This is a genomic window from Nocardia vinacea NBRC 16497 (assembly GCF_000308835.1).
In the GTDB taxonomy this organism is placed as follows: Bacteria; Actinomycetota; Actinomycetes; order Mycobacteriales; family Mycobacteriaceae; genus Nocardia; species Nocardia vinacea.
Genome location: NZ_BAGN01000147.1, coordinates 17532 through 37531, shown reverse-complemented (window position 1 = coordinate 37531; position 20000 = coordinate 17532). Strand labels below are relative to the sequence as shown.

The 20000-nt window shown below is 65.8% G+C and carries 18 protein-coding genes; 12 read left to right on the top strand and 6 right to left on the bottom strand.

What is annotated here, in order from left to right:
- The coding region (locus tag ON44_RS19820) for a chorismate synthase (RefSeq protein ID WP_157187227.1) at window positions 1-391 on the bottom strand (391 nt) is incomplete at its 3' end.
- 73 nt (window positions 392-464) lie between these two features.
- Window positions 465-920, bottom strand: coding sequence for a prepilin peptidase (locus ON44_RS19815; RefSeq protein ID WP_040692211.1), 456 nt, complete (start codon window positions 918-920; stop codon window positions 465-467).
- A 154-nt stretch (window positions 921-1074) separates the two neighbouring features.
- Here ON44_RS19815 and ON44_RS19810 point away from each other — a divergent pair, with 154 nt between their 5' ends.
- The 4 genes from ON44_RS19810 to ON44_RS19795 are packed head-to-tail and all read left to right on the top strand — an operon-like array spanning window position 1075 to window position 3620.
- Complete coding sequence (locus ON44_RS19810; RefSeq protein WP_040692208.1) at window positions 1075-2202, top strand: M24 family metallopeptidase; 1128 nt, start codon at window positions 1075-1077, stop codon at window positions 2200-2202.
- Between the two features lie 47 nt (window positions 2203-2249).
- Window positions 2250-2813, top strand: a complete 564-nt coding sequence (gene efp, locus ON44_RS19805; RefSeq protein ID WP_040692206.1) for an elongation factor P — start codon at window positions 2250-2252, stop codon at window positions 2811-2813.
- 34 nt (window positions 2814-2847) lie between these two features.
- Window positions 2848-3357, top strand: a complete 510-nt coding sequence (gene nusB, locus ON44_RS19800) for a transcription antitermination factor NusB (RefSeq protein WP_040692236.1) — start codon at window positions 2848-2850, stop codon at window positions 3355-3357.
- Window positions 3354-3620: a YciI family protein gene (locus ON44_RS19795; protein ID WP_245567235.1), complete on the top strand. Its 267-nt coding sequence runs from the start codon at window positions 3354-3356 to the stop codon at window positions 3618-3620. The genes nusB and ON44_RS19795 overlap by 4 nt, the downstream gene beginning before the upstream one ends.
- Window positions 3621-3865: 245 nt before the next feature.
- Here the strand turns inward: ON44_RS19795 and ON44_RS19790 are convergent, their stop codons facing one another.
- Window positions 3866-4828 (bottom strand): NADP-dependent oxidoreductase, encoded by a 963-nt coding sequence (locus tag ON44_RS19790; RefSeq protein WP_040692204.1) that lies wholly within the window; start codon window positions 4826-4828, stop codon window positions 3866-3868.
- A 299-nt stretch (window positions 4829-5127) separates the two neighbouring features.
- On the opposite strand from ON44_RS19790, the gene ON44_RS19785 reads away from it, so the two are divergent.
- The 4 genes from ON44_RS19785 to ON44_RS19770 all read left to right on the top strand — a co-directional run bounded on the left by ON44_RS19785 (window position 5128) and on the right by ON44_RS19770 (window position 8369).
- Window positions 5128-5766 carry a TetR/AcrR family transcriptional regulator gene (locus tag ON44_RS19785; RefSeq protein ID WP_040692201.1) on the top strand — a complete coding sequence of 213 codons (639 nt, stop codon included), beginning with the start codon at window positions 5128-5130 and terminating at the stop codon, window positions 5764-5766.
- 69 nt (window positions 5767-5835) lie between these two features.
- Complete coding sequence (locus ON44_RS19780; protein WP_040692199.1) at window positions 5836-6732, top strand: hypothetical protein; 897 nt, start codon at window positions 5836-5838, stop codon at window positions 6730-6732.
- Window positions 6733-7461, top strand: a complete 729-nt coding sequence (locus ON44_RS19775) for a hypothetical protein (protein ID WP_051182208.1) — start codon at window positions 6733-6735, stop codon at window positions 7459-7461. It abuts the gene before it with no gap.
- A complete protein-coding gene (locus ON44_RS19770; RefSeq protein WP_083898006.1) occupies window positions 7443-8369 on the top strand; it encodes an inositol monophosphatase family protein in 927 nt (308 codons plus the stop codon). The genes ON44_RS19775 and ON44_RS19770 overlap by 19 nt, the downstream gene beginning before the upstream one ends.
- A gap of 80 nt (window positions 8370-8449) precedes the next feature.
- Here the strand turns inward: ON44_RS19770 and ON44_RS19765 are convergent, their stop codons facing one another.
- Window positions 8450-9718 (bottom strand): SLC13 family permease, encoded by a 1269-nt coding sequence (locus tag ON44_RS19765; RefSeq protein ID WP_083898005.1) that lies wholly within the window; start codon window positions 9716-9718, stop codon window positions 8450-8452.
- 96 nt (window positions 9719-9814) lie between these two features.
- Between ON44_RS19765 and ON44_RS53480 the strand changes: the two genes are divergently transcribed.
- The 3 genes from ON44_RS53480 to ON44_RS19750 all read left to right on the top strand — a co-directional run bounded on the left by ON44_RS53480 (window position 9815) and on the right by ON44_RS19750 (window position 17496).
- Window positions 9815-15517, top strand: coding sequence for a WD40 domain-containing protein (locus ON44_RS53480; protein WP_040692198.1), 5703 nt, complete (start codon window positions 9815-9817; stop codon window positions 15515-15517).
- A 64-nt stretch (window positions 15518-15581) separates the two neighbouring features.
- Window positions 15582-16130: a DUF4334 domain-containing protein gene (locus ON44_RS19755; RefSeq protein ID WP_040692195.1), complete on the top strand. Its 549-nt coding sequence runs from the start codon at window positions 15582-15584 to the stop codon at window positions 16128-16130.
- A 136-nt stretch (window positions 16131-16266) separates the two neighbouring features.
- The gene (locus ON44_RS19750) at window positions 16267-17496 is read left to right on the top strand and encodes an FAD-dependent oxidoreductase (protein ID WP_083898004.1); all 1230 of its coding nucleotides are present in this window, start codon (window positions 16267-16269) and stop codon (window positions 17494-17496) included.
- 146 nt (window positions 17497-17642) lie between these two features.
- Here ON44_RS19750 and ON44_RS19745 read toward each other — a convergent pair whose 3' ends face one another.
- Window positions 17643-18611 (bottom strand): quinone oxidoreductase family protein, encoded by a 969-nt coding sequence (locus ON44_RS19745; protein ID WP_040692223.1) that lies wholly within the window; start codon window positions 18609-18611, stop codon window positions 17643-17645.
- Window positions 18612-18693: 82 nt separating this feature from the next.
- Here ON44_RS19745 and ON44_RS19740 point away from each other — a divergent pair, with 82 nt between their 5' ends.
- Window positions 18694-19269 carry a TetR/AcrR family transcriptional regulator gene (locus ON44_RS19740; RefSeq protein ID WP_040692194.1) on the top strand — a complete coding sequence of 192 codons (576 nt, stop codon included), beginning with the start codon at window positions 18694-18696 and terminating at the stop codon, window positions 19267-19269.
- Here the strand turns inward: ON44_RS19740 and ON44_RS19735 are convergent.
- Window positions 19266-19979, bottom strand: coding sequence for an HD domain-containing protein (locus tag ON44_RS19735; protein ID WP_040692189.1), 714 nt, complete (start codon window positions 19977-19979; stop codon window positions 19266-19268). The two genes, ON44_RS19740 and ON44_RS19735, sit on opposite strands and share 4 nt — an antisense overlap.
- Between the last annotated feature and the right edge of the window lie 21 nt (window positions 19980-20000).

Here is a 20000-nt window from a genome sequence, read left to right as displayed (position 1 = left end):
CGTCGAAGTTGTACTTGAGCATGCCCGCGTAGTCGGCATGGCCGGGCCGCGGCCGGGTCAGCGGCGCGTTGCGTGCCATATCGGCGAGTTCGCTCTCGTCCACCGGATCCGCGGACATAACCGTCGTCCACTTCGGCCACTCGGAGTTCGCGATCTCGATGGCCACCGGTCCGCCCATGGTGCGCCCGTGCCGCACACCGCCGATGACGGTGACCTTATCGGCCTCGAACTTCATCCGGGCGCCGCGCCCGTACCCGAGCCGACGGCGCGCCAACTGTGCGGAGATCTCGTCGGATGTCACCTCGACACCGGCCACCATCCCCTCGAGGATGGTGACAAGAGCGGGACCATGGGATTCTCCGGCAGTTATCCAGCGCAACACGCTGTCCATCTTCCCATGTCGACGCGGGTGCTCCGGCACGCGGCCCGCCGTGATGACCGGCACGGCCGCGTCGCGGCATCGGCTAGCCATACGCCGCCGCCAGGCTCAGCACCGTCGCGACGCACATGGCGGGCCCATGGGGAAGCGCGTGCGGTCCGGCCCGATCAGCACCGGACCGAATCCGCCAGTGGGCCAATACGACGAGCCCGAATGCCGCAGTCAGTATGGGTGCGACGAGCGCTGCCCGCACCCATACCTGCGCACCACCGAGCGCGGCGACCGCGCCGAGCCCGACGGCCAGTTTCACATCACCCGCCCCGAGTGTGGTCGGCGCGATCAAGTGCACCAATAGATAGGGCACCGCCAACAAGATCGAACCGACCACCGCGACTGTGAATTGTGTTGTGAACAGCGCATATCCGAAGATGATCACCGCGCCGGAAACGGTGGATGCGTTGGGCAGTCGGCGCCGCCGGATATCGAAGACGGTGAGCACCGTGCACCAAGCCACCAGCAGGGCAAAAGCAATGGGGGACATGGCTTTCAGCCTCGTCGGCCCCGGTCGCGGATGCAGCCCCGGATCCCGGATTGGGGATAACCGATCGATATGTGAACATCGATCGCCTCGCTCGAATACCGGTAAACCGGTGTTTTATGCAGGATCTACGGCGTGTCGGCGGTAGTTTTGAGATATGTCTGCTGATCACGTGGGCCCTGGGCCCGACTACGCGGGGCGCCGGAGCGCACTGCGCAGTCTGCTGGTGGAGAACGAGGTCGACGCGCTGTTGGTCACCGATCTGGTGAACATCAGGTACCTGACCGGCTTCACCGGGTCCAATGCCACACTACTGGTGACCTCTTGGGATATCCGTAATTCCGAGGAGCGCACCGTGATCGGCACCGACGGGCGTTATCTGAGCCAGGTCGCCGAGCAGGTGCCGGATCTGCGCGCCGAAATCGCCAGGGCGACCGCCCGACGCATCGTGGAGCTCGCTGGGGAGTGGCAGCTCGGCCGGGTCGGTTACGAGAGCCATATCGTCACCGTCGACCAGCATCGCGGATTCATCGAGCAGAAGACCGGTTTGGAATTCGTCGCCACTCCGGGGCTGGTCGAACAGCTGCGCATGGTCAAGGACGCTTACGAGATCGAACAGTTGCGTGCGGCCTGCGCCGCGGGTGACGCCGGGTTGGCGACCCTGCTGGAACGCGGCGGCCTGCGCCCCGGCCGTACCGAACGTCAGGTCGCCAGGGATCTGGAATGGGCGATGTTCGAACACGGCGCCGATGCGGTCGCCTTCGAGACGATCGTGGCGACGGGTGCGAACTCCGCCATTCCGCATCACCGGCCCACCGGGGCGGTCCTGGCTACCGGCGATTTCGTCAAGATCGACTTCGGCGCCGTGGTCGGCGGCTACCACTCCGATATGACCCGCACCTTTGTGCTCGGCACCGCATCGGACTGGCACCGGGAGGTGTACGCGCTGGTCGAGGCGGCGCAGCGGGCCGGACGCGAGGCGCTGAAGCCCGGCGCGCCGGTCACCGACGTGGATGCGGCCGCGCGTGCGGTGATCGAGGCAGCCGGACACGGGAAGCTGTTCGTGCACGGTCTCGGACACGGTGTCGGACTGCAGATCCACGAAGCGCCCGGAATCGCCAAAACCGGAACCGGTACACTTCTGTCTGGCGTGGCGGTGACCGTCGAACCAGGTGTGTACTTCCCCGGCCGCGGCGGCGTCCGGATCGAGGACACGCTCGTGGTGCGCGAGGGGGGCCCGGATCTGCTCACCAACACCAGCAAAGACCTGACCGTCGTCGAATGACGCCGGTCACCGAGACCGCATATCCAGAACTAGGAGATCCGAGAACAGTGGCGGACACCAGCGACTTCAAGAACGGCCTCGTGCTGAAGATCGACGGTCAGCTCCAGCAGATCATCGAATTCCAGCATGTCAAGCCGGGTAAGGGTCCTGCCTTCGTGCGGACCAAGCTGAAGAACGTGCTGTCCGGCAAGGTGGTCGACAAGACCTTCAACGCGGGTGTCAAGGTGGAGACCGCCACCGTCGACCGTCGCGATATGACCTACCTGTACCACGACGGCTCGGATTACGTCTTCATGGACGGCGAGACCTTCGACCAGATCTCCATCTCCGAGGAGACCATCGGCCCCGGCGCCAGGTTCCTGCTGGAGAACATGATCGTTCAGGTCGCCACCCACGAGGGCGCGCCGCTCTACGTCGAGCTGCCGGTCACCGTCGAGCTCCAGGTGCAGCACACCGACATCGGCCTGCAGGGCGACCGTTCCACCGGCGGCACCAAGCCCGCCACCCTCGAGACCGGCGCCGAGGTGCAGGTCCCGCTGTTCATCAACACCGGCGACAAGCTGCGCATCGATTCGCGCGACGGCAGCTACCTCGGCCGCGTGAACGCCTGATCGCCCGCCCAGGCGAACAGGGATAATGACTGCTGTGGCGGAACAGCCCATAGACAAGAAGTCCACCTTCAAGAAGCTCGGCGCGCGCCACAAGGCCCGCCGCCGGGCGGTCGATCTGCTCTTCGAGGCGGAGGCCCGCGATGTGGACGCGGCCGACCTGCTCACCGAGCGGGCCGAGCTGGCCACCCAGGACCAGGCGGTCGCCCCGGTGCATGCCTACACCCGCACCCTGGTCGAGGGCGTCGCCGACGATCTGGATCGGGTGGACGGCACCATCGAGTCCTACCTCAAGGACTGGGAGCTGTCCCGGCTGCCCGCCGTCGATCGGGCCATCCTGCGGATCGCGGTATGGGAGTTGTTCCACGCCAACGACGTTCCGCCGGTCGTCGCGGTCGACGAGGCGGTGGAGTTGGCCAAGGAGCTGTCCACCGACGATTCGCCCGGATTCGTCAACGGTGTGCTCGGCCAGGTCGTGCTGGTCGCCCCGCAGGTGCGCGCGGCCGCCGCGGCTACCAGGGCACCGCGTCCGGAGTCGCAGGCGTGATCAACAAGTACCTGGTCATGGCGATGCGCAAACCGTCGTTCGACCCGGCCGTGATCGAACCGCACAAGCAGTTCCTGAACGAATTGCTCGAGCGCGGGCAGTTGGTCGAGAGCGGTCGGTTCACCGACGGCACCGGCGGTGCGTACGTGATCAACGCCGAAAGTCTCGAAGCCGCAAGGAAAATCGCGTTCACTGACCCCGTGCACACCACCGGTTCCTCGGAGCTCACGGTGTACGAGTGGGAGATCGCCGTTTCCGCCTGATTGTCGACGGCCCAGCCGCATGCCGAAATGGTGTGCGGCTGTTGACGTTTCAGGGCCGATCACGTTCCGTCCATAGCTGCCCCGAGCTCCCGCTGGTGGGTGTACTGGCCCAGCGGGAGCGAACCGCGAGGACCGTCTCGCGGAATCGGGTGTGCCCGGCTCTGCGGCGCGCACCGACGGATGGTGTGCGCCGCATTCGGCGAACCTGGGCACGGTCGATCTTGGTTCCTCAACCGCACTCGAGATCAAGCTTCCGGCATATGGGCTGGCTCACTCACGGTGAGGACGATCTTCCCGGTGGTTCGGCCCTGTTCGATCAGGCGGTGCGCTTCGGCTGCCTGCTCCAGCGGCAGCACCGATTCCACGTGTGGGCGCAGCTTCCCCTTCTCGACCAGGTCGGTCAGTGCCTCGAGGTCGGCGCGGTCGGGTTCCACCAGGTAACCGCTGGCGCGTACGCCGAGTTCGGACGCACGCTTGGCCATTCCAGGTGTCCATGCCGCCTGTGCGTTGACGAGAATGCCACCGGGACGCAAGGTTTCGAGCATGCGCAGCGCCGGTTCGCCGCCGTGCATCTGGATCACGATATCGACGTCGCGGACGGTCGCGGCCACATCGGTCGTCGTGTAGTCGATGGTCTCGTCGGCGCCGAGTGCGGCGAGGAAGTCGTGTTTGGCCGCGCGTGCGGAACCGATCACGTAGGCCCCGAACGACTTTGCGATCTGCACGGCGAGGTGGCCGACGCCACCTGCTGCGGCGGATACCAGAACACGCTGTCCAGGTGCGACTTTCCCGATATCGACAAGCATCTGCCAGGCCGTGAGCGCGGCCAATGGCAGGGCCGCGGCCTCGGTGAAATTCGAACCCGTTGGCATGGGCGCGAATTGGTGCGACGGCGCGGTCACATATTCCGCGTAGGCCCCCGCCGCGCGCGGAAACCACGGCATGCCGTACACCCGGTCGCCGGGTCGGAAGCGAGTCACCCCGTAGCCGACCTCCTCGACGATTCCGGCGACATCCCAGCCGTTGACGAAGGGCAGCGTCAATGCCTGGACATACGCCTGCCCTTCCCGGCTGAAATAGTCGATCGGATTGACCCCCGCTGCAACGACTTTCACCAGCACTTCGGTGGGTAGCGGTGTCGGCCGGGCGATCTCCGCGAGTCGCATGGTGTCCGGCCCGCCCCAGTGCTCCTGTTGAATAGCGCGCATGATCTGTCCTCTCACCTGAAGAATGTGGACGCTCGTCCTAGGTGCGAGCGGGGTGCTGAGCCGCTGGTCATATGTCGACTCAGCATCGAGATTCGCCTAACCAGTTGTCGTCGAGGATGCTGATTTCGGTGTGGATCAGCGGCATTGGTCTCGAACTATGTGGACGGTCGTACTATCACTCTTTGCCTTGGGTTCTGTCAACGCCACCGAATCGGTGGTTGATCAAGCTAATTCAGTGTTAAACAATTAGGACGATCGTCCGTCGGCTATGCTCGACCTCGGACGAAAGGTGGGTGCCGATGACCGTCGAAACCAAGGTCGACAAGCGGTTGGAGCGCGGTGAGCGATCTCGGCGCGTCATCCTCGACCGCGCCATGGATATCGCCTCGGTCGAAGGCCTGGAAAGCCTGTCCGTGCGGCGTTTGGCGACCGAACTCGACCTCAGCAAGAGCGGCGTTTTCGCGCACTTCGGCTCCAAGGAAGAACTCCAGCTCGCGACCGTCCGCGCGGCCGTCGAGGTCTTCGTCGCACACGTGGTGAAACCCGCGCGACGTGCACCCGTTGGCATCCGCCGGGTCCGGGCACTCGGTGAGTCCTGGTTGGACTATGCCGCGAAGCCGTACTTCAGCGGCGGGTGCTTCTTTCTGTCCGCCGTCGCGGAGTTCGACGCCCGCCCCGGGCGCGTGCACGACGCCGTGGCCGCATCGCGCCGAGACTGGTTGCGGCTCTACGAAACCACCATCGCCGAGGCCATCGGCCTCGGCGAGATCGTCCCCGATATCGAGCCCGCCGACCTCGCCTTCGAACTCGACGCCATCGCACGCACCGCGGCCCAGGATGCACTGCTGTTCGGCGAATCGGCGCCCTACGATCGAGCCCGCCGTATCCTCGCCGCTCGACTGGACGCCGTCACACACCGACCTGCCAGCGGGACTTGACCGTTCGCTCGCTGCGTCCACACCGGTGCACCTATCCTGGGTAGAAACCCTAGGGGAGGCCGAAAACATATGGCACGGGTGCTGATCTGGCTGCGGAACAATATCGACGGTCTCGTCGCGCTGGTTCTCGCGGTCATCTTCGGTGTGATCTCGCTGATCGATATCGGCTTCTTCGATGCGGATCTGATCAACGCGGTCATCCTACTGGTGCTCGGTTTGCTGGCCACCACGTTGCTGCGTGATCGGCATCTGTCCGCCAAGGCCATTCAGGATTCGAACTCGGTACAGCTGCTCTACGGTCCGGAGATCGGGCATGCGCATACGCTGGCCCGCCGCGGTACCGAACAGTGGCTGTTCAAAGGGGGCACCGGAACCTATCTGCGGGCCGTCACACTGCGCGAATGCGTGGAGAACGCGCGCCGCGAACAGCGTCCGCTGCGGATCCAGGTAGAAGTGCTGGATCCGACCAATGAACTGCTGTGCAAGACCTACGCGCAGTTTCGCTCCTCGCTGGTGCCCGAGGCCGACCGCACCGGCGAATTGTGGACCACCGAGCGGACCCGCAAGGAGTCCTTCGCGACGGTGCTCGCGGCGTGCTGGTACCGGCAGCGGTTCACCTTCCTGACCATCGATGTCGGACTCTCGATGGTGATGACGACCTTCCGCTGGGATCTCTCGTCGAGCTGCGTCATTGTCACGCAGGACAATCCGAATACTCCGGCCCTGATGTTCGAACGGGACAAGCCCTACTACCGGGACTTCAACCGGGAGCTCGTGGCCAGTTTCAAGCAGGCCAGACAGGTGCCGCTGAGCCGGAGCGAGGAACTCGCGCTCGCCGACGAGCCGTCGGTCGATCAGACTCGTGCGCTGTTCGATCTGCTCGGTCTCGCGCTACCGGCTTCCTATACCGATCGCGATGTCGCCGATATCGTGCGACGCGCACTGCAGCCGAGGAATCCGTACTGAATGAACGACTATGTCCGACTACGAACGCTGATCGGCTCCGATGCGGCGGGACCCGCGGTGCGACGCTGGGCTCATGATTTCATGACAGGAGTGCTCGACGGTCGCACCGACATCGGCGCGGTCCGGCATCCGTTGGGGTTCTTGTGTTTTCCCGCGTGGCGCGACGGCGGACTCGGCGTCTGCGTGCACGTCTGGACCGATGGGCTGCGGTCGTATCCGACGACCTCGGCGATGCACGCGCACAGCTGGGATCTGCTCAGCGTGGTCTTATACGGCGAGGTCGGCAACGAGATACTCGAAGTGGAGGGCTCTGCGGACCGGGCAACCCATCGCATCTTCGAAATCCATAGTGGCGCCGACGGTGATGTGGTGCGTGCGACCGAGCGCCTGGTCCGCTATCGCATTCGATCCAGTGAACATTTCCGTGCAGGCGAGGTATACACCCTGCCACACGGGGTATTTCACCTCTCCGATGTGCGGGGCGAGGCGGCCACCGTGGTGCTCGGCGAGGTTCGTCGCGGCCGACCGGACCGGTCCCTCGGCACCCTCGCCACCGCCGACCATCGGGTGCACCGAACCGGTTGCACCCCGAGCGAAACCCGGCGCGCCGCGCAAACGGTGCTCGACCACCTGTACTTACCCGCCCCGCCGGCTACGCCGGCTGCCATCCCCCTGCAGGAGCCCACCCTGCCGGAAAAACTGGAGGACCGATGCGAGCAGGCGACGTAGCGAACCTGGCGCTGCCGCCGGATGGTCCGGCGCTGGCCGATCTGGATCCGATCAGCGCCTTCGACCGGCTGGACACCGTCCTGACGACCGCTGCCGAGGTGGCCAGGGCGGCGGCGATCGAGGCGGGACGGGCGATCCGGGAGGGTCTGGCCGGATCACTGACCGTTCGCACCAAGGACGCCAGCGGCGATCTGGTCACCGACCTGGACCTGCGCGCGGAACGTATCATCATCGGCCATATCCGCCGCGCCTTCCCGCACCACCGCATCCTCGCCGAGGAATCCGGGCTCCATGGCGTTGACGATTCCTGGTGCTGGGTCGTCGACCCGCTCGACGGCACCAATAATATCGCCATCGGCCTGCCCGTCTGCACGATCGGTATCGCCCTGTGTCACAACGGAGTTCCGATGCTCGGCATCGTCCACGAACCGTTGGCCGACCGCACCTGGTCCGCTGTGCGCGGATCCGGCGCCACAGGGCCGGACGGCCCGCTCTGGCGGCCGCCGCACCGTTCCTCCGAATCCGCTCCGACCCTGGCCTGGCTGCAGGGCTATCCGGTGATTCGCAGCGACACCACGGCACGCGGCCTGCGCCTGGCCCTGGAATCCGGTTCCCGTCGCCTGATCCAACTGTGGTCTCCGCTGCTGTGCTGGGTCATGCTGTGCCGCGGCGATATCGACGGATTCGTCGGTTACCGAGCGGGTTTGGTCGACCTGCCCGCGGGCACCCTGCTGGCCCGTGAATCCGGTATCCACATCACCGATTTCGACGGCGCACCGCTCAACGACCACCTCGACCTCCCCGGCGGTGAAGTGAACTTCATTGCCGCCAGCACTGAAATGCTGCCGGAGCTGGCCTTGCTGGTGAAGGCCGCCGCCGAGGTGAGTGTGACGGGGCTGCCGGGCTGACGGGATCGGCCTGAGCGCCCATTCCTGCGCTGACCCCGCGCCGTTGGTTGCGGAATGGGCGATCGAACCAATCGATCCACCTATCCGGTCGCCAGCAGCACAGCAACGGCACTGGTCGTAGCGACAACCGCGAGCCCCAGCCCGGTGAGTACGAACCGCGGCATCGGCACCCGAACACCATGGGTGCGGCAGAACTCCAGGCACAGCAGCGTCGCCAGCGACGCCCATGGCGTTACGATCGGCCCCACGTTGGTGCCGATCAGCAAGGCCAGCAACTGATTTCGATTCTCCTCGGACACTACCGCCTCACCTGCGGTGTAAGCCGGAAGGTTATTGGCCACATTGGACAATCCGGCGCCGGCGCCCGCCGCACGGTACGCCCCGACTACTCCGGAGTCGTGCCCGATCAGCGCATGCATGACATCGGCGAGCCCGAACCGGCTCAATGTCGGCACCACCAGGAACAACCCGACCACGAAAACCAGCAACTGCCACGGGATCAGCGATAGTCGCAGCGACGAACGGTCGAAGATCGCGAAGGCGACCACCGCAATGGCGGCGGCCAGGGTGGCGGCGATACCGATCCGATCACCCACGAACGGGATCGCAAGAATGAACAGCAGACACGCGCCTGCCGTCGTGTAGAGTAGCGTGCGCTCCCTGGCGTTCTCCGGGCGAATCGGCTCCGGCGGAACGTACCGATCGGTTTCACGTCGACCGCGCCGCCAATACCAGACCCAGAGGCACACCATGGTCGCCGTGATCGACACGAGCTGCGGCGCCCACATCCGTGCCGCGAAATCCGTGGCGCGCAGCGCAACCCGATCGGCGGCAAGCAGATTGGTGAGATTCGAGACCGGAAGCAGCAGGCTCGCGGTATTGGCCAGCCAGAGCGTGGTCATCGCCAACGGCAGTGGCGGAATGCGAGCAGGCACCGCCAGCGCGAGCATGACCGGAGTCAGCAATACCGCAGTCGTATCGAGATTGAGCAGAATCGTTGTTGCCGCTGCGAAAAGCACGCAGAGCAGGAACAACGCCGCATAGTAGCCGCGCCCGAATATGGCAAGGCGGTGTGCGATCACATCGAACACCTTCGCCTGCCGCGTCAGCTCCGCGAGAATGATCACACTGCACAGGAACAGCAGCAGCGGCCCGATCCGGCGCATATTGTCGGCGGCCTCGGCGCGCGGCAGCAATCCGGTCGCCACACACAGCAGTCCGGCCGCGAACAGTCCGAGCCGGACCCAATCCAGCGTGCTCAGCCCCCGTCTCGGCGGCGCGGACACCAGGGAACTCGACGGCGGGTTCTCCGCAGCGGAATCGGCCTGTTGTTCGGACACATGCCCCATCATGCAGCATATCGGCTGGGGCACTTCCGCATTCGGTACGCGTCGTAATGATCTTCTGCCGTTTGGCGTGGCGACCCATCGGGGCATACTGATGCTGTGACTTCGGGCGGGCGGCGGGACTTCTTCATCAGTTATTCACCGGCCGACGAGCGATGGGCCACATGGTTGGCCTGGCAGTTGGAGACCGCGGGTTACCGCACCCTCATCCAGGCCTGGGATTTCGTGCCCGGCACCAACTTCATCGATTTCATGGATCGCGGTGTTCGTGATTCGGCGGTGGTGCTGGTGGTGCTGTCGGAGAACTATCTCGGTTCCTACTACGGAACCATGGAATGGCAGGCGGCCTACCGCACCGATCCGGGCAAGCTGATGCCGGTGCGTATCGCCGAATGCGCACTCGAGGGTCTGCTCGCCACCATCACCTATCTCGACCTGGTGCGGGTGTCCACCGCCGAGGAGGCGCGCCGAATCCTTTTGGAGCGGGTCGGACATCTGCTCGCGGGGCGGGCGAAGCCGCCGTCGGAACCGGGCTTTCCACACGACGGTCCAGACCGGTTCGCCGTCGAAACCATCACGGACGCACCCGAATCCGTGCTGCCGCGTCGCACACCGGTTGCGGCCCCCGCGTTTCCGGGTGCCACCGATCATGGGGAGCCGCGTACCAGTGTCTCGGTGCTGCATGTGGCCGGTCCGCGGTTCGGTCGTGGGCTGCTCGCGCCGGACGAGCCGGGCACCGCGGCCGAATTGCAGGCGCGCATCCACGCCAATGTGACCCATCTGGTGAATCAGGGTGTGGCCAAACCGGATTTGATCGTGGTCTCCGGGGATATGACCGAATCCGGCCGTCCGCGCGAGGTCGACGAGGCGCTGACCTTCCTGAGCGGATTGCGTACGCTGCTCGGTCTCGGTCCGGAGCGGCTGATCGTGGTGCCCGGCAATCACGATGTCTCCAAACCGGCCTGCCACGCGTATTTCCTGAACTGTGAGGCCCGGGATCGCAAACCGCAGCCGCCGTACTTCCCGAAGCTCGAGCAGTACACGCGGATGTTCGGTGCGCTGTATCAGGGGCTGGATCACCTCGTCTTCGATATCGGACAGCCGTGGACACTGTTCCCGATTCCCGAATTGCGGGTGGTGGTCGCCGGATTGAACTCGACCATGGCCGCGACCCATCTGCCCGAGGACGATTACGGCCGCATCGGCGAACCACAGGCGTCCTGGTTCGCCGAGCGGCTGCGCCCGTTCGAGGAGAACGGTTGGTTGCGCCTCGGTGTTGTCCGGCACGATCCGCTGCCCGGCGCCGGCACGCCCGCCCATGATCCGGACCTGCTGCGCGACGCAGATACGCTGTCCCGGTTGCTCGGCGGCCGGTTGAACCTGCTGCTGCACGGTCCGGGACCCGGTGGTCCGCATCTGGATCGGCTCGACGACACGCTGCCCGTCCTGCCCGCGGCCGCTCCGGGCCGCGACGAGATCATCCAGCTCACCGCCGCCGGCCTGGCGCGTTTCTCCGGACATGGTGAGTCCACCACACAACTCGAATTCGATTGGCTGAAGGTGACCGCGGCGCTGCCGACGGCCAAACAGCCCGAACTCCTCGGACCGGACGAGCCCGAGCTCCCGGAACCGCCTGCGGAGACTCCGGCGGTCGATCCGCATGGGCGGCTGCTCGAGCGCGTCGCCGAGGTGTGCGAAACCCGTTATCCCGGTGCGAAAGTCCGGCGCGTCGAGGTGGAGCCGCCGCATCTGCTGATCACCAGGGAGGACGACGAGGTCATCGCCCAGTGGCGCGTTGGCGTGCACGTCGGTGATATGACCAGGCAGGTGGTGGAGGATTTCCTTGGTCACGATCCGGAATACGGATCCGAACTCGTGTATCGCGGTGCGGCGCCGCCGCGTTCGCTACGCGAGGAGGCGGCCAGCCACGGTCTGCGGGTGCGCAGCTTCACCGAATTCCAGGGCCTGCTCGATCTGGACAACTACCTCACGCACCAGGCCGCGCGATTGCGCGCGGACCGCACCTATCCGCCGGACCTGTACGTGCCGCAGCGCTTCCGGATCCTCGAACACGGTGACCAGCAGATCCGCGACGATCTGGTCGGCGAACTGATGAAGGTGATCGCGGCCGACCACGGCCGATTCATCCTCATACTCGGTGATTTCGGACGCGGAAAAACCTTCGCGCTGCGCGAGTTGGCCCGCCGCATCACCGAAACCATGCCCGCGCTGATTCCGATCCTGATCGACCTGCGGGCCCTGGACAAAACCCATTCGGTCGACGGGCTGGTCGCCGCACATCTGGCCAATCACGGCGAGGATCGCATCGATCTGAAGGCGCTGCACTACATGCTGCGCGAGGGTCGGGTGGTGTTGCTGTTCGACGGCTTCGACGAACTCGTCACCCGGATCAGCTACGACTTCGCCGCCGACCATCTCGAAACCCTGCTGCAGGCGGCCGTCGGCAAAGCCAAGATCATCGTGGCCAGCCGCACCCAGCACTTCGAATCCCGCGCCCAGGTGCTGACTGCCCTCGGCGAACGCGTCGGTGTGCTGCAGGATCGGCGCATCGTTGGCATCGAGGACTTCGCGCCCGCGCAGATCCATGCCTTCCTGACCAACCGCTACGGCGGCGATATCCGCCGCGCGGATGCCAGAATGGGGTTGATCACCGGTATCGAGGATCTGCTCGGACTGGCACAGAATCCCAGGATGCTCGGGTTCATCGCCGATCTGGACGAGCGGCGGTTGCGGGCCGCGGCGGGCGCGAAACAGGCGGTGGGTCCGGCCGGGTTGTACCGGGAAATCCTGGAGTCGTGGCTGACCTACGAGGCCGACCGCACCGCGGGCGTGGCTGGTGCGCTGCCCGGGCTGCGCTTGCACGAATTGTGGCTCGGTGTCACGGCATTCGCGCTGCGCGTCTGGGAAACCGGCGAGCCGTATCTGCGGCTGTCCGAATTGACCGAGGTGGCAGCGGGTTTGGCCGAGCTGACCGGTTCGAGTCGAATGTCGGTGCAGCAGTCGGCGCACGCCATCGGCTCCGGCAGCCTGCTGGTGCGCACCGAGGACAACCTGTTCGGCTTCATCCATTCGTCGGTAATGGAATGGCTGGTGGCCAACCGCATTGCCGAACAATTCGAGGTCGGCACCCTCGCGCCCGCCCAGCTGACCCAGTCGCCGCTCTCCCAACTCTCGATCGACTTCCTCTGCGATCTCGCCGACAACCGGGCACTGCGCACCTGGGCCGAGGGTGTGCTCGCCGACCAGGCGGCCGACGAAGTCTCGCGCACCAATGCCATTCGGGTGGCGACGCGGCTGCGCACCGCACCGACCGCGGATCTGCGCGGTGCGAGTCTGGCGGGGGAGGATCTGTCGTATCGGGACCTGCGCGATGTCGATCTCACCGGGGCGGATCTCAGCGGTGCCCGGTTGGTCGGCACGAACCTCGATCGTGCCGTCCTGCACGGTGCGCGGTTGGTCGGCGCCCGACTCGACGAGGCCAGCCTGGTCGGCGCGGATCTGGGCGAGGCCGATCTCACCCGAGCCCGCCTGGTGCATACCGATCTGACCGGATCACGGGCCAGTGGCAGCCGCTGGTCCCGGGCGGCACTGATCGAGGTCATCGGCACCCCGACCGGCACCGATCTGTACGGTGCGGCGTGGGTGCCCGGAGTCGCGGCACAGACCGAATTCGCGCCTGCCGCAATCGGAGTCCGGCACGGCTTCCACGCCAGACACGGCCGATTGCCGCAGCCGGTCGCCTATAACCCGGACGGTGGCACGCTGGCCATCGGCAGTGATGACGGGGGCGTCCTCATCTGCGATGCCGAAACCGGAAGACCGCTGCGCACCTTGCAGACGCATCGAGCACGAACGTTCGCGGTGGCGTTCACCGGTACGGTGCTGGTGACCGGATCCGGCGACGGCACCGTGGGCATCTGGGATGCCGCCACCGGCGAACTGCGCCGAATCCTGTTGGGGCACAAGAACTGGCCGTGGCCGGTGGTGCTGAGCCCCGCCGGTGATCTGCTGGCCACCGGTGACGCCGATGGCGTGCTGCGGCTGTGGACGTTGCCGAGCGGCGAACTGCGACACGAATGCCGTCCCGCCGGTGACGGCCGGGAACTCATCTACAGTTTGGATATTCGCGGACCGCTGGTCGCGGCTTCCTACCGTGATGGCACCGTACGGCTCTGGGATACCGAAAGTGGTAGGGAGAGCGGCGAATTCAGCGGTGCGTCCGGCTCGGTATTCCGGGTGGCGTTCAATCCCACCGGTGAACTGCTCGCGGTCGGAGGCGTGGACGGCACGCTCGCGCTGTGGGATCCGTTGGGTTGTCGGAAGATTCGCGACTTACCCGGTCATACCGGGCGGGTCTATACCGTGACGTTCCACCCCAGCCTGCCGATTGTGGCGAGCGGGGATACCGATGGGGGACTGCGTCTGTGGGATGCGGATACCGGTGCGGAGCGGCAGTCGCTCACCGAACATACTGCGGCCATCTACTGGCTCACCTTCGATCCGGCGGGTGAACTGCTCGCCTCGGGCGACAGCGCGGGACTGGTCTGTCTGCGCGACAGCGAGACCGGGGAGTCGCGACACCGGCTCACCGCGCATACCGGCTCGATCTGGCCGTTCGCCTTCCGCCCGGACGGTACCCAATTGGCCATTACCGACGACCAATTCACCACCCGGCTCTGGGATCCGGTGACCGGCACCTGCAAACACACGCTCACCGGCCACGGCCGCCAGGTTCGCACGGTCAGCTTCAACGCGGACGGCACCCTGCTCTCCGGCGTGGGTAACGACGGTGTGGTTCGACTGTGGGATCCGGTGACCGGGCGGTTGGTTCGCCGACTGATCGGCAGCGAAGATCGCCTGCTCACCTTCGAATCGGCGATATTCAGCGAACTCGGCAGCCATCAGCTCGGCCTCGTCGTCAATGACGGTCGGCTCAGCCTGTTCAACCTCGACGCCGACCTGTACGAACGCCATATCAATGTCGAATCCGCACCGATCTGGGCCGCTGCCTTCGACCCGACCGGCGACTATGTGGCCACCGCCAATGACGACGACACGGTGATCGTCTGGGTGCGCACCACCGGTGCACTGCACGCCGTCTGCGCCGAACATCGCGGCCGGGTGCGCTCGATCGCATTCAGTGCCGACGGTGCGCTGATGGCCACCGGCTGCGACGATTCGGTGGTGCGGCTGTGGGACGTGCGCTCCGGACGGTTCCTGCGCGCACTGCGCGGACATCGGGACCGCGTGTATTCGGTGGCCTTCCACGAGGACCGCCTCGCCAGCGTGTCCTGGGATACCACTGCCCGCATCTGGGATATCGAATCCGGCGATGCACTGCATACGCTGACCCGGCACACCGGCAGGCTCTGGACGGCCGCGGTCGACTCGCGCAGCGGAACATTGGCGACCGGGGGCGATGATCTGGTTGTTCGGTTGTGGGACATGGCATCCGGACGTCATCTGCATACCCTCGAAGGGCATAAGCGTCGGGTCTGGTCGCTCAGCTTCGATCCGTCCGGCAAGCTGCTGGCCAGCGGCGGTGATGACGGCAACATCCTGCTGTGGTCGCGGCCGGAGGATGGCGCGCCGTCGATTCGTGCCATCCTGCTCGGTCTGTCCGAAGGATGGGCGGCCCTCGCACCCGATGGCCGATACAAATTCGAGGGCAATACCGCCGGTCAGTTCTGGCATGTCATCGGCATGTCGCGGTTCGAATCCGGCGAACTCGACCCCTACCTGCCCGAAGTGGGGCAGTTGGCAGCCGACGCGCCCTTCTGAGCCGACCGAATGAGAGATTGATAGCCTTATCTTCGCAACGTTGCTGTGGAGAAGGAGATCCGTTGTGGCCGAGAATAAGAGCGCGCAGTCCGATCTGGCGGACTTGCTCGATGGTGGATGCACGACGGAGCAGGCGTGGGAGCTGTTCGATAGATTGCCCGCGGCCAGGGTCGCGGAGGTGACCGTCGGCCGCTGGCGGGGCGACGAACTGGATACCGGTCATCCGATGGCCGGGGTGCTGGTCGCCTCGGGCTGGTACGGCAAGCAGTTCGATGATCCGGAGTCGGTGCATCCACTGCTGTTCGCCGACGAATCGGGAAATATCTTCGCGGTCGATCCGCGGCGGGTGCCGCTCGGTCTGGCCGGTAGGGTGCCGCTCGCGGGCGTGCAGACGGCGCGGAGGCTACTGCCCGTCCTCGCCCCGGCGATCCGAACACGCAGGCCGACAGCACGTTTGCGCGATATCGAATACCGCGGTGCCGTGAGTGCCGCGATGGTTTACGACCACCTGCCGATCATCGACCACTTCCGTCGGGTGGATATCGATACGCTGCTCGGGGTGATGGATATGCGAGGGATGACCGAGCCGTACTTTTTCGTTCTGCGTCGCTGATCTGATCGCTGACGCAACGGTTACGGGCCTTGTGCTCGGCTGTGCGGCATACCATTGAAGTCGGCCCAGGGAAACCGCTACATCCGCGCCCGCGGAATGTCCGTCCGGCGCGTGCGCACGGAGGGAGGTCGGGGCAATGGAACGTACGACGTGTCTGGTGGTTGGTGGTGGACCCGCCGGTATGGTGCTCGGGCTGCTGCTGGCCCGCGCCGGTATCGATGTCACCGTCCTGGAGAAACACAAGGACTTCCTGCGCGACTTCCGCGGCGACACAGTACATCCAACGACCCTCGACCTGCTCGATGAACTGGGTCTCGGTGAGGAGTTCGCGAAACTGCCCGCGCGCAAGCTGCAGCAGATCCAGCTGCCGATCCGAGGGTCGGTGCAGACGGTGTTCACCTTGGAACATCTGCCGGGTACGCACAAATACATCGCGATGGTGCCGCAGTGGGATCTGCTGGACCTGTTGGCCGGTGCGGCCGATCGGGAGCCGAGCTTCCGGCTGCGGATGAATACCGAAGCGACAGCGGTGATTCGAGAGGACGGCCGGGTCGCCGGTGTCGCCTATCGGACCAGTGACGGCGAACCGGGCGAGATCCGCGCCGACCTGACCGTTGCCTGTGACGGCCGCGATTCGGTGCTGCGGGGCGAGGTCGGACTCGGCTCACGCAGTTGGCCGACACCGATGGATGTGTGGTGGTTCCGCTTGCCGCGCACCGATATCGACCCCGCCGGTTTGATCGGACTGCTCAGCGCCAACCGCGCCGCGGTCATGTTCGACCGCGGCGACTACTGGCAGGTCGCGACCCTCATCGCCAAGGGCAGCGATGCGACGGCCCGCCGCGGTCCGGTCACCGAGATCGTACGCAGCATGGCCGATTCCGCACCATGGCTGCGTGACCGGGAGGACGCACTCCGGGACTGGCACGAGGTGAAACTGCTCGACGTGAAATTGGACCGCCTGACCAAGTGGTACACCGACGGCCTGCTCTGCATCGGCGATGCCGCCCACGCCATGTCGCCCGCCGGCGGAGTCGGCATCAACCTGGCCATCCAGGACGCCGTCGCCACCGCGAGAATCCTTGCCCCACCCCTGACTTCGGGTACACTGACCACCCACGACCTGGCCAGGGTGCAGCGTCGCCGCACCCTCCCGACCGCCGTCACCCAGGGCCTGCAACGCATCCTGCACGCCGCCGTATTCCGCCCGGCCCTGTCGGGCCGAATCGATATCGCCAATGCCGCAACGACTCCGTTGCCGCTACGCATCCTGCGTCGAATCCCAGTGCTGCGCACCGTTCCCCCATTCCTGATCGCCCGAGGGATACTCCCGGAACACGCCCCTGCTTTCGCCCGGCGCCCCTGACCCAGCCCGGTGGATGCACTCGGTGCAACAATGCAGTCCGCGCACCGAATGCTCCACGGGAAACACCAACGGCCACAGATCATTTCGATCCCGAAGGCACTTTTTGAGGACGGCTGCGGCGCGGCGGGTCGGGTATGTGCGGTGCGTCAGGGGCGCAGGACGATCTTGCCGATGGGGGAGCGCTGCTCGATGAGCTGGTGGGCTTTGGCGGCTTCGTCGAGGGGGAGAACGGAATCGATTTGGGGAGTGAGGGTTCCGGTGATGGCGCGGTCGAGGGCAGCGGCGCCGGAGCGGGATACCTCGGCGAGCCAGGCCGGGCCGGCGCAGGCGGTGAGGGTGAGGCCGTTGGGGAGTAGATCTGTTGTGGATATCTGGGCTGGGGCTCCGGAGAGCCAGCCGTAGCTGAGGATTCGGCCGCGCACCGGGGTCATGGCTGCCAGCAGGTCTCGGGCGGTGCTGCCGCCGATGGAATCGAAGACGACGTCGAGCGTTGTGCCGTCGAGGGTTTCGCGCAGACGGGCCGGCCAGTTCGGCGCGTTGTGGTCGATGACTTCGTCCGCGCCCAATGCCAGTGCCCGCGTGGACTTTTCCGGGCCGCCGGCGGTTGCGATGACGCGCGCGGCGCCGAATTCCTTGGCGAGTTGGGTGAGTGCGCTGCCGACTCCTGTTGCGGCGGCTTCGATCAGGACGGTTTCGGTGCCCGTGAGCGCCGCGGTCGCGAGCAGAGGCAGTGCCACCGATCCGTCCATCAGGACAGCCGCCGCGTCTTCCGACGAGAGAGCCGCCGGAATCACGGTCGCGGAAGGTGCTGGTGCGCAGACGAATTCGGCGTAGGAGCCGAAGCCTGCGGTGGCCACCGTGACCCGTCTGCCGAGCAATGCCGGGTCGACGCCGTCCCCGATCTCGACGACCGCTCCGGCGGCCTGGAAACCGAAGACCGCCGGTGTTTCGACAGGCATCGGGAACTCGCCTGAGCGCAGTTTGGTCTCCGGGAACAGCACCGGAATCGCCTCGGCGCGGATCACCAGTTCGCCGGGGCCCGGATGCGGTACGGCGACATCCTGGGCGACCAGGACCTCGGGTCCGCCGACGCCCGTCATTACGATTGCCTTCATCAATAACTCCATAACTTGACTGTTGGTCCAGATGTCTCGAACAATATGGACCGGCGGTCAAGTTGTCAATGAAGGTGGCGGAATGACAGACGAACGCCCGAGGGAACGGGCGGATGCTGCGCGTAACCGGCAGGCGATCCTGGCCGCGACGGCCGCGCTGCTCGCCGAACACGGCGCCGACGCACTCACCATGGATCGCGTCGCGGCGGCCGCCGGGGTCGGTAAGGGCACGATCTTCCACCGCTTCGGCAATCGCGCCGGATTACTGCACGAGATGATCGCCGAGAGCACCTTCGCCTTGATGGATGCCGTCCGGAGCGGACCGCCGCCGCTGGGTCCAGGGGCGCCGGCCGGGGAGCGACTGCTGGCCTTCTTCGACGGCTTCGTGCGAATGATGACCGACAACATCGAGGTGACGGTTGCCTACCTGCAGGGACCGCCGCATCCACGTGCCACCGAAATCCACGAATTCTGGGATGCGCACATCACCGCGCTGTTGCGTGAGGCCCGCCCGGACCTGGATGCCGAGGTGGTCGGCAGACTGCTGTTGGGCGCATTGGGTGGCGAACAGGTGCCGCGACTGGCTCGTGCGGGAGAGACCGAACGGCTGCTCGCAGCGGTTGGTGAACTTGTCGAATCAGTGCTGCGCGGGCCCTAGTCCCTGGCGAGAATGGCGTCGAAACGTTCGTCGGCGCTGTCGAGCTGGTGCAGGATACGCCGTTTGACGTGCTCGGCGAGCGGGGTATCCGGGCGGGTGACGAGGTCGCGGTAGATATCGGTGAGCGGGCGGTACTTGGTGGCGAGTTTGCGCATCGCCGGTCCGTCGGCGTAGAGGATGCCGACGCCGTTGTCGGTGAAGTCGGAGAGTTTGACAATGCGGGCCCACGGCGCCCGATCGAGATTGGCCGCCACGTGTTCGCGGTATTGCGCTTGCCGATCGCTATCCGGATCCGGTTCCGGATTGGTGACGGCGGCGACGAGTTCGGCGACGCGGGTGCCGAACCGGGCCGAGAGTTCGGCGAGGGCGGCATCGGTAGGCGAACCGGGACGCGCGCCGGCCAGTTCGACCGGATGATCCTCGACCGAATCGTGCAGCAGCCCGGCCGCGACGACATCCGGGTCCCGCACCTCGTAGTGGCTGACGATCCGAATCGCAACGCGCAGTAGGTGACTCAGATATGGTTCGCGGCCGTAACGATCCTCGCGGTGTAGTTCGGTAGCCAGGTCCAAGGCCTCGGTGAGCCGTTCGGTATCGGATAGTTCGGCGATTTCCAGCAGTAGTCGTTCGCGCAGTCCGCTCTCGCCGTAGACCTCGCTGATCGTATGCAGCGGCATCACGGCCAAAACCCCCGCCCCAGGATTGCTCATATGGCCAATCTATCGGTGGAG

What these genes read in the sequence shown, in the direction of transcription:
- ON44_RS19750 (WP_083898004.1), top strand. Translation starts at nt 16,267, where the DNA reads ATGGAACGTACGACGTGTCTGGTGGTTGGTGGTGGACCCGCCGGTATG.
- ON44_RS19815 (WP_040692211.1), bottom strand. Translation starts at nt 920, where the DNA reads ATGTCCCCCATTGCTTTTGCCCTGCTGGTGGCTTGGTGCACGGTGCTC.
- ON44_RS19740 (WP_040692194.1), top strand. Translation starts at nt 18,694, where the DNA reads ATGACAGACGAACGCCCGAGGGAACGGGCGGATGCTGCGCGTAACCGG.
- ON44_RS19785 (WP_040692201.1), top strand. Translation starts at nt 5,128, where the DNA reads ATGACCGTCGAAACCAAGGTCGACAAGCGGTTGGAGCGCGGTGAGCGA.
- ON44_RS19810 (WP_040692208.1), top strand. Translation starts at nt 1,075, where the DNA reads ATGTCTGCTGATCACGTGGGCCCTGGGCCCGACTACGCGGGGCGCCGG.
- ON44_RS19770 (WP_083898006.1), top strand. Translation starts at nt 7,443, where the DNA reads ATGCGAGCAGGCGACGTAGCGAACCTGGCGCTGCCGCCGGATGGTCCG.
- ON44_RS19745 (WP_040692223.1), bottom strand. Translation starts at nt 18,611, where the DNA reads ATGAAGGCAATCGTAATGACGGGCGTCGGCGGACCCGAGGTCCTGGTC.
- ON44_RS19790 (WP_040692204.1), bottom strand. Translation starts at nt 4,828, where the DNA reads ATGCGCGCTATTCAACAGGAGCACTGGGGCGGGCCGGACACCATGCGA.
- ON44_RS19765 (WP_083898005.1), bottom strand. Translation starts at nt 9,718, where the DNA reads ATGGGGCATGTGTCCGAACAACAGGCCGATTCCGCTGCGGAGAACCCG.
- ON44_RS19775 (WP_051182208.1), top strand. Translation starts at nt 6,733, where the DNA reads ATGAACGACTATGTCCGACTACGAACGCTGATCGGCTCCGATGCGGCG.
- ON44_RS19780 (WP_040692199.1), top strand. Translation starts at nt 5,836, where the DNA reads ATGGCACGGGTGCTGATCTGGCTGCGGAACAATATCGACGGTCTCGTC.
- ON44_RS19735 (WP_040692189.1), bottom strand. Translation starts at nt 19,979, where the DNA reads ATGAGCAATCCTGGGGCGGGGGTTTTGGCCGTGATGCCGCTGCATACG.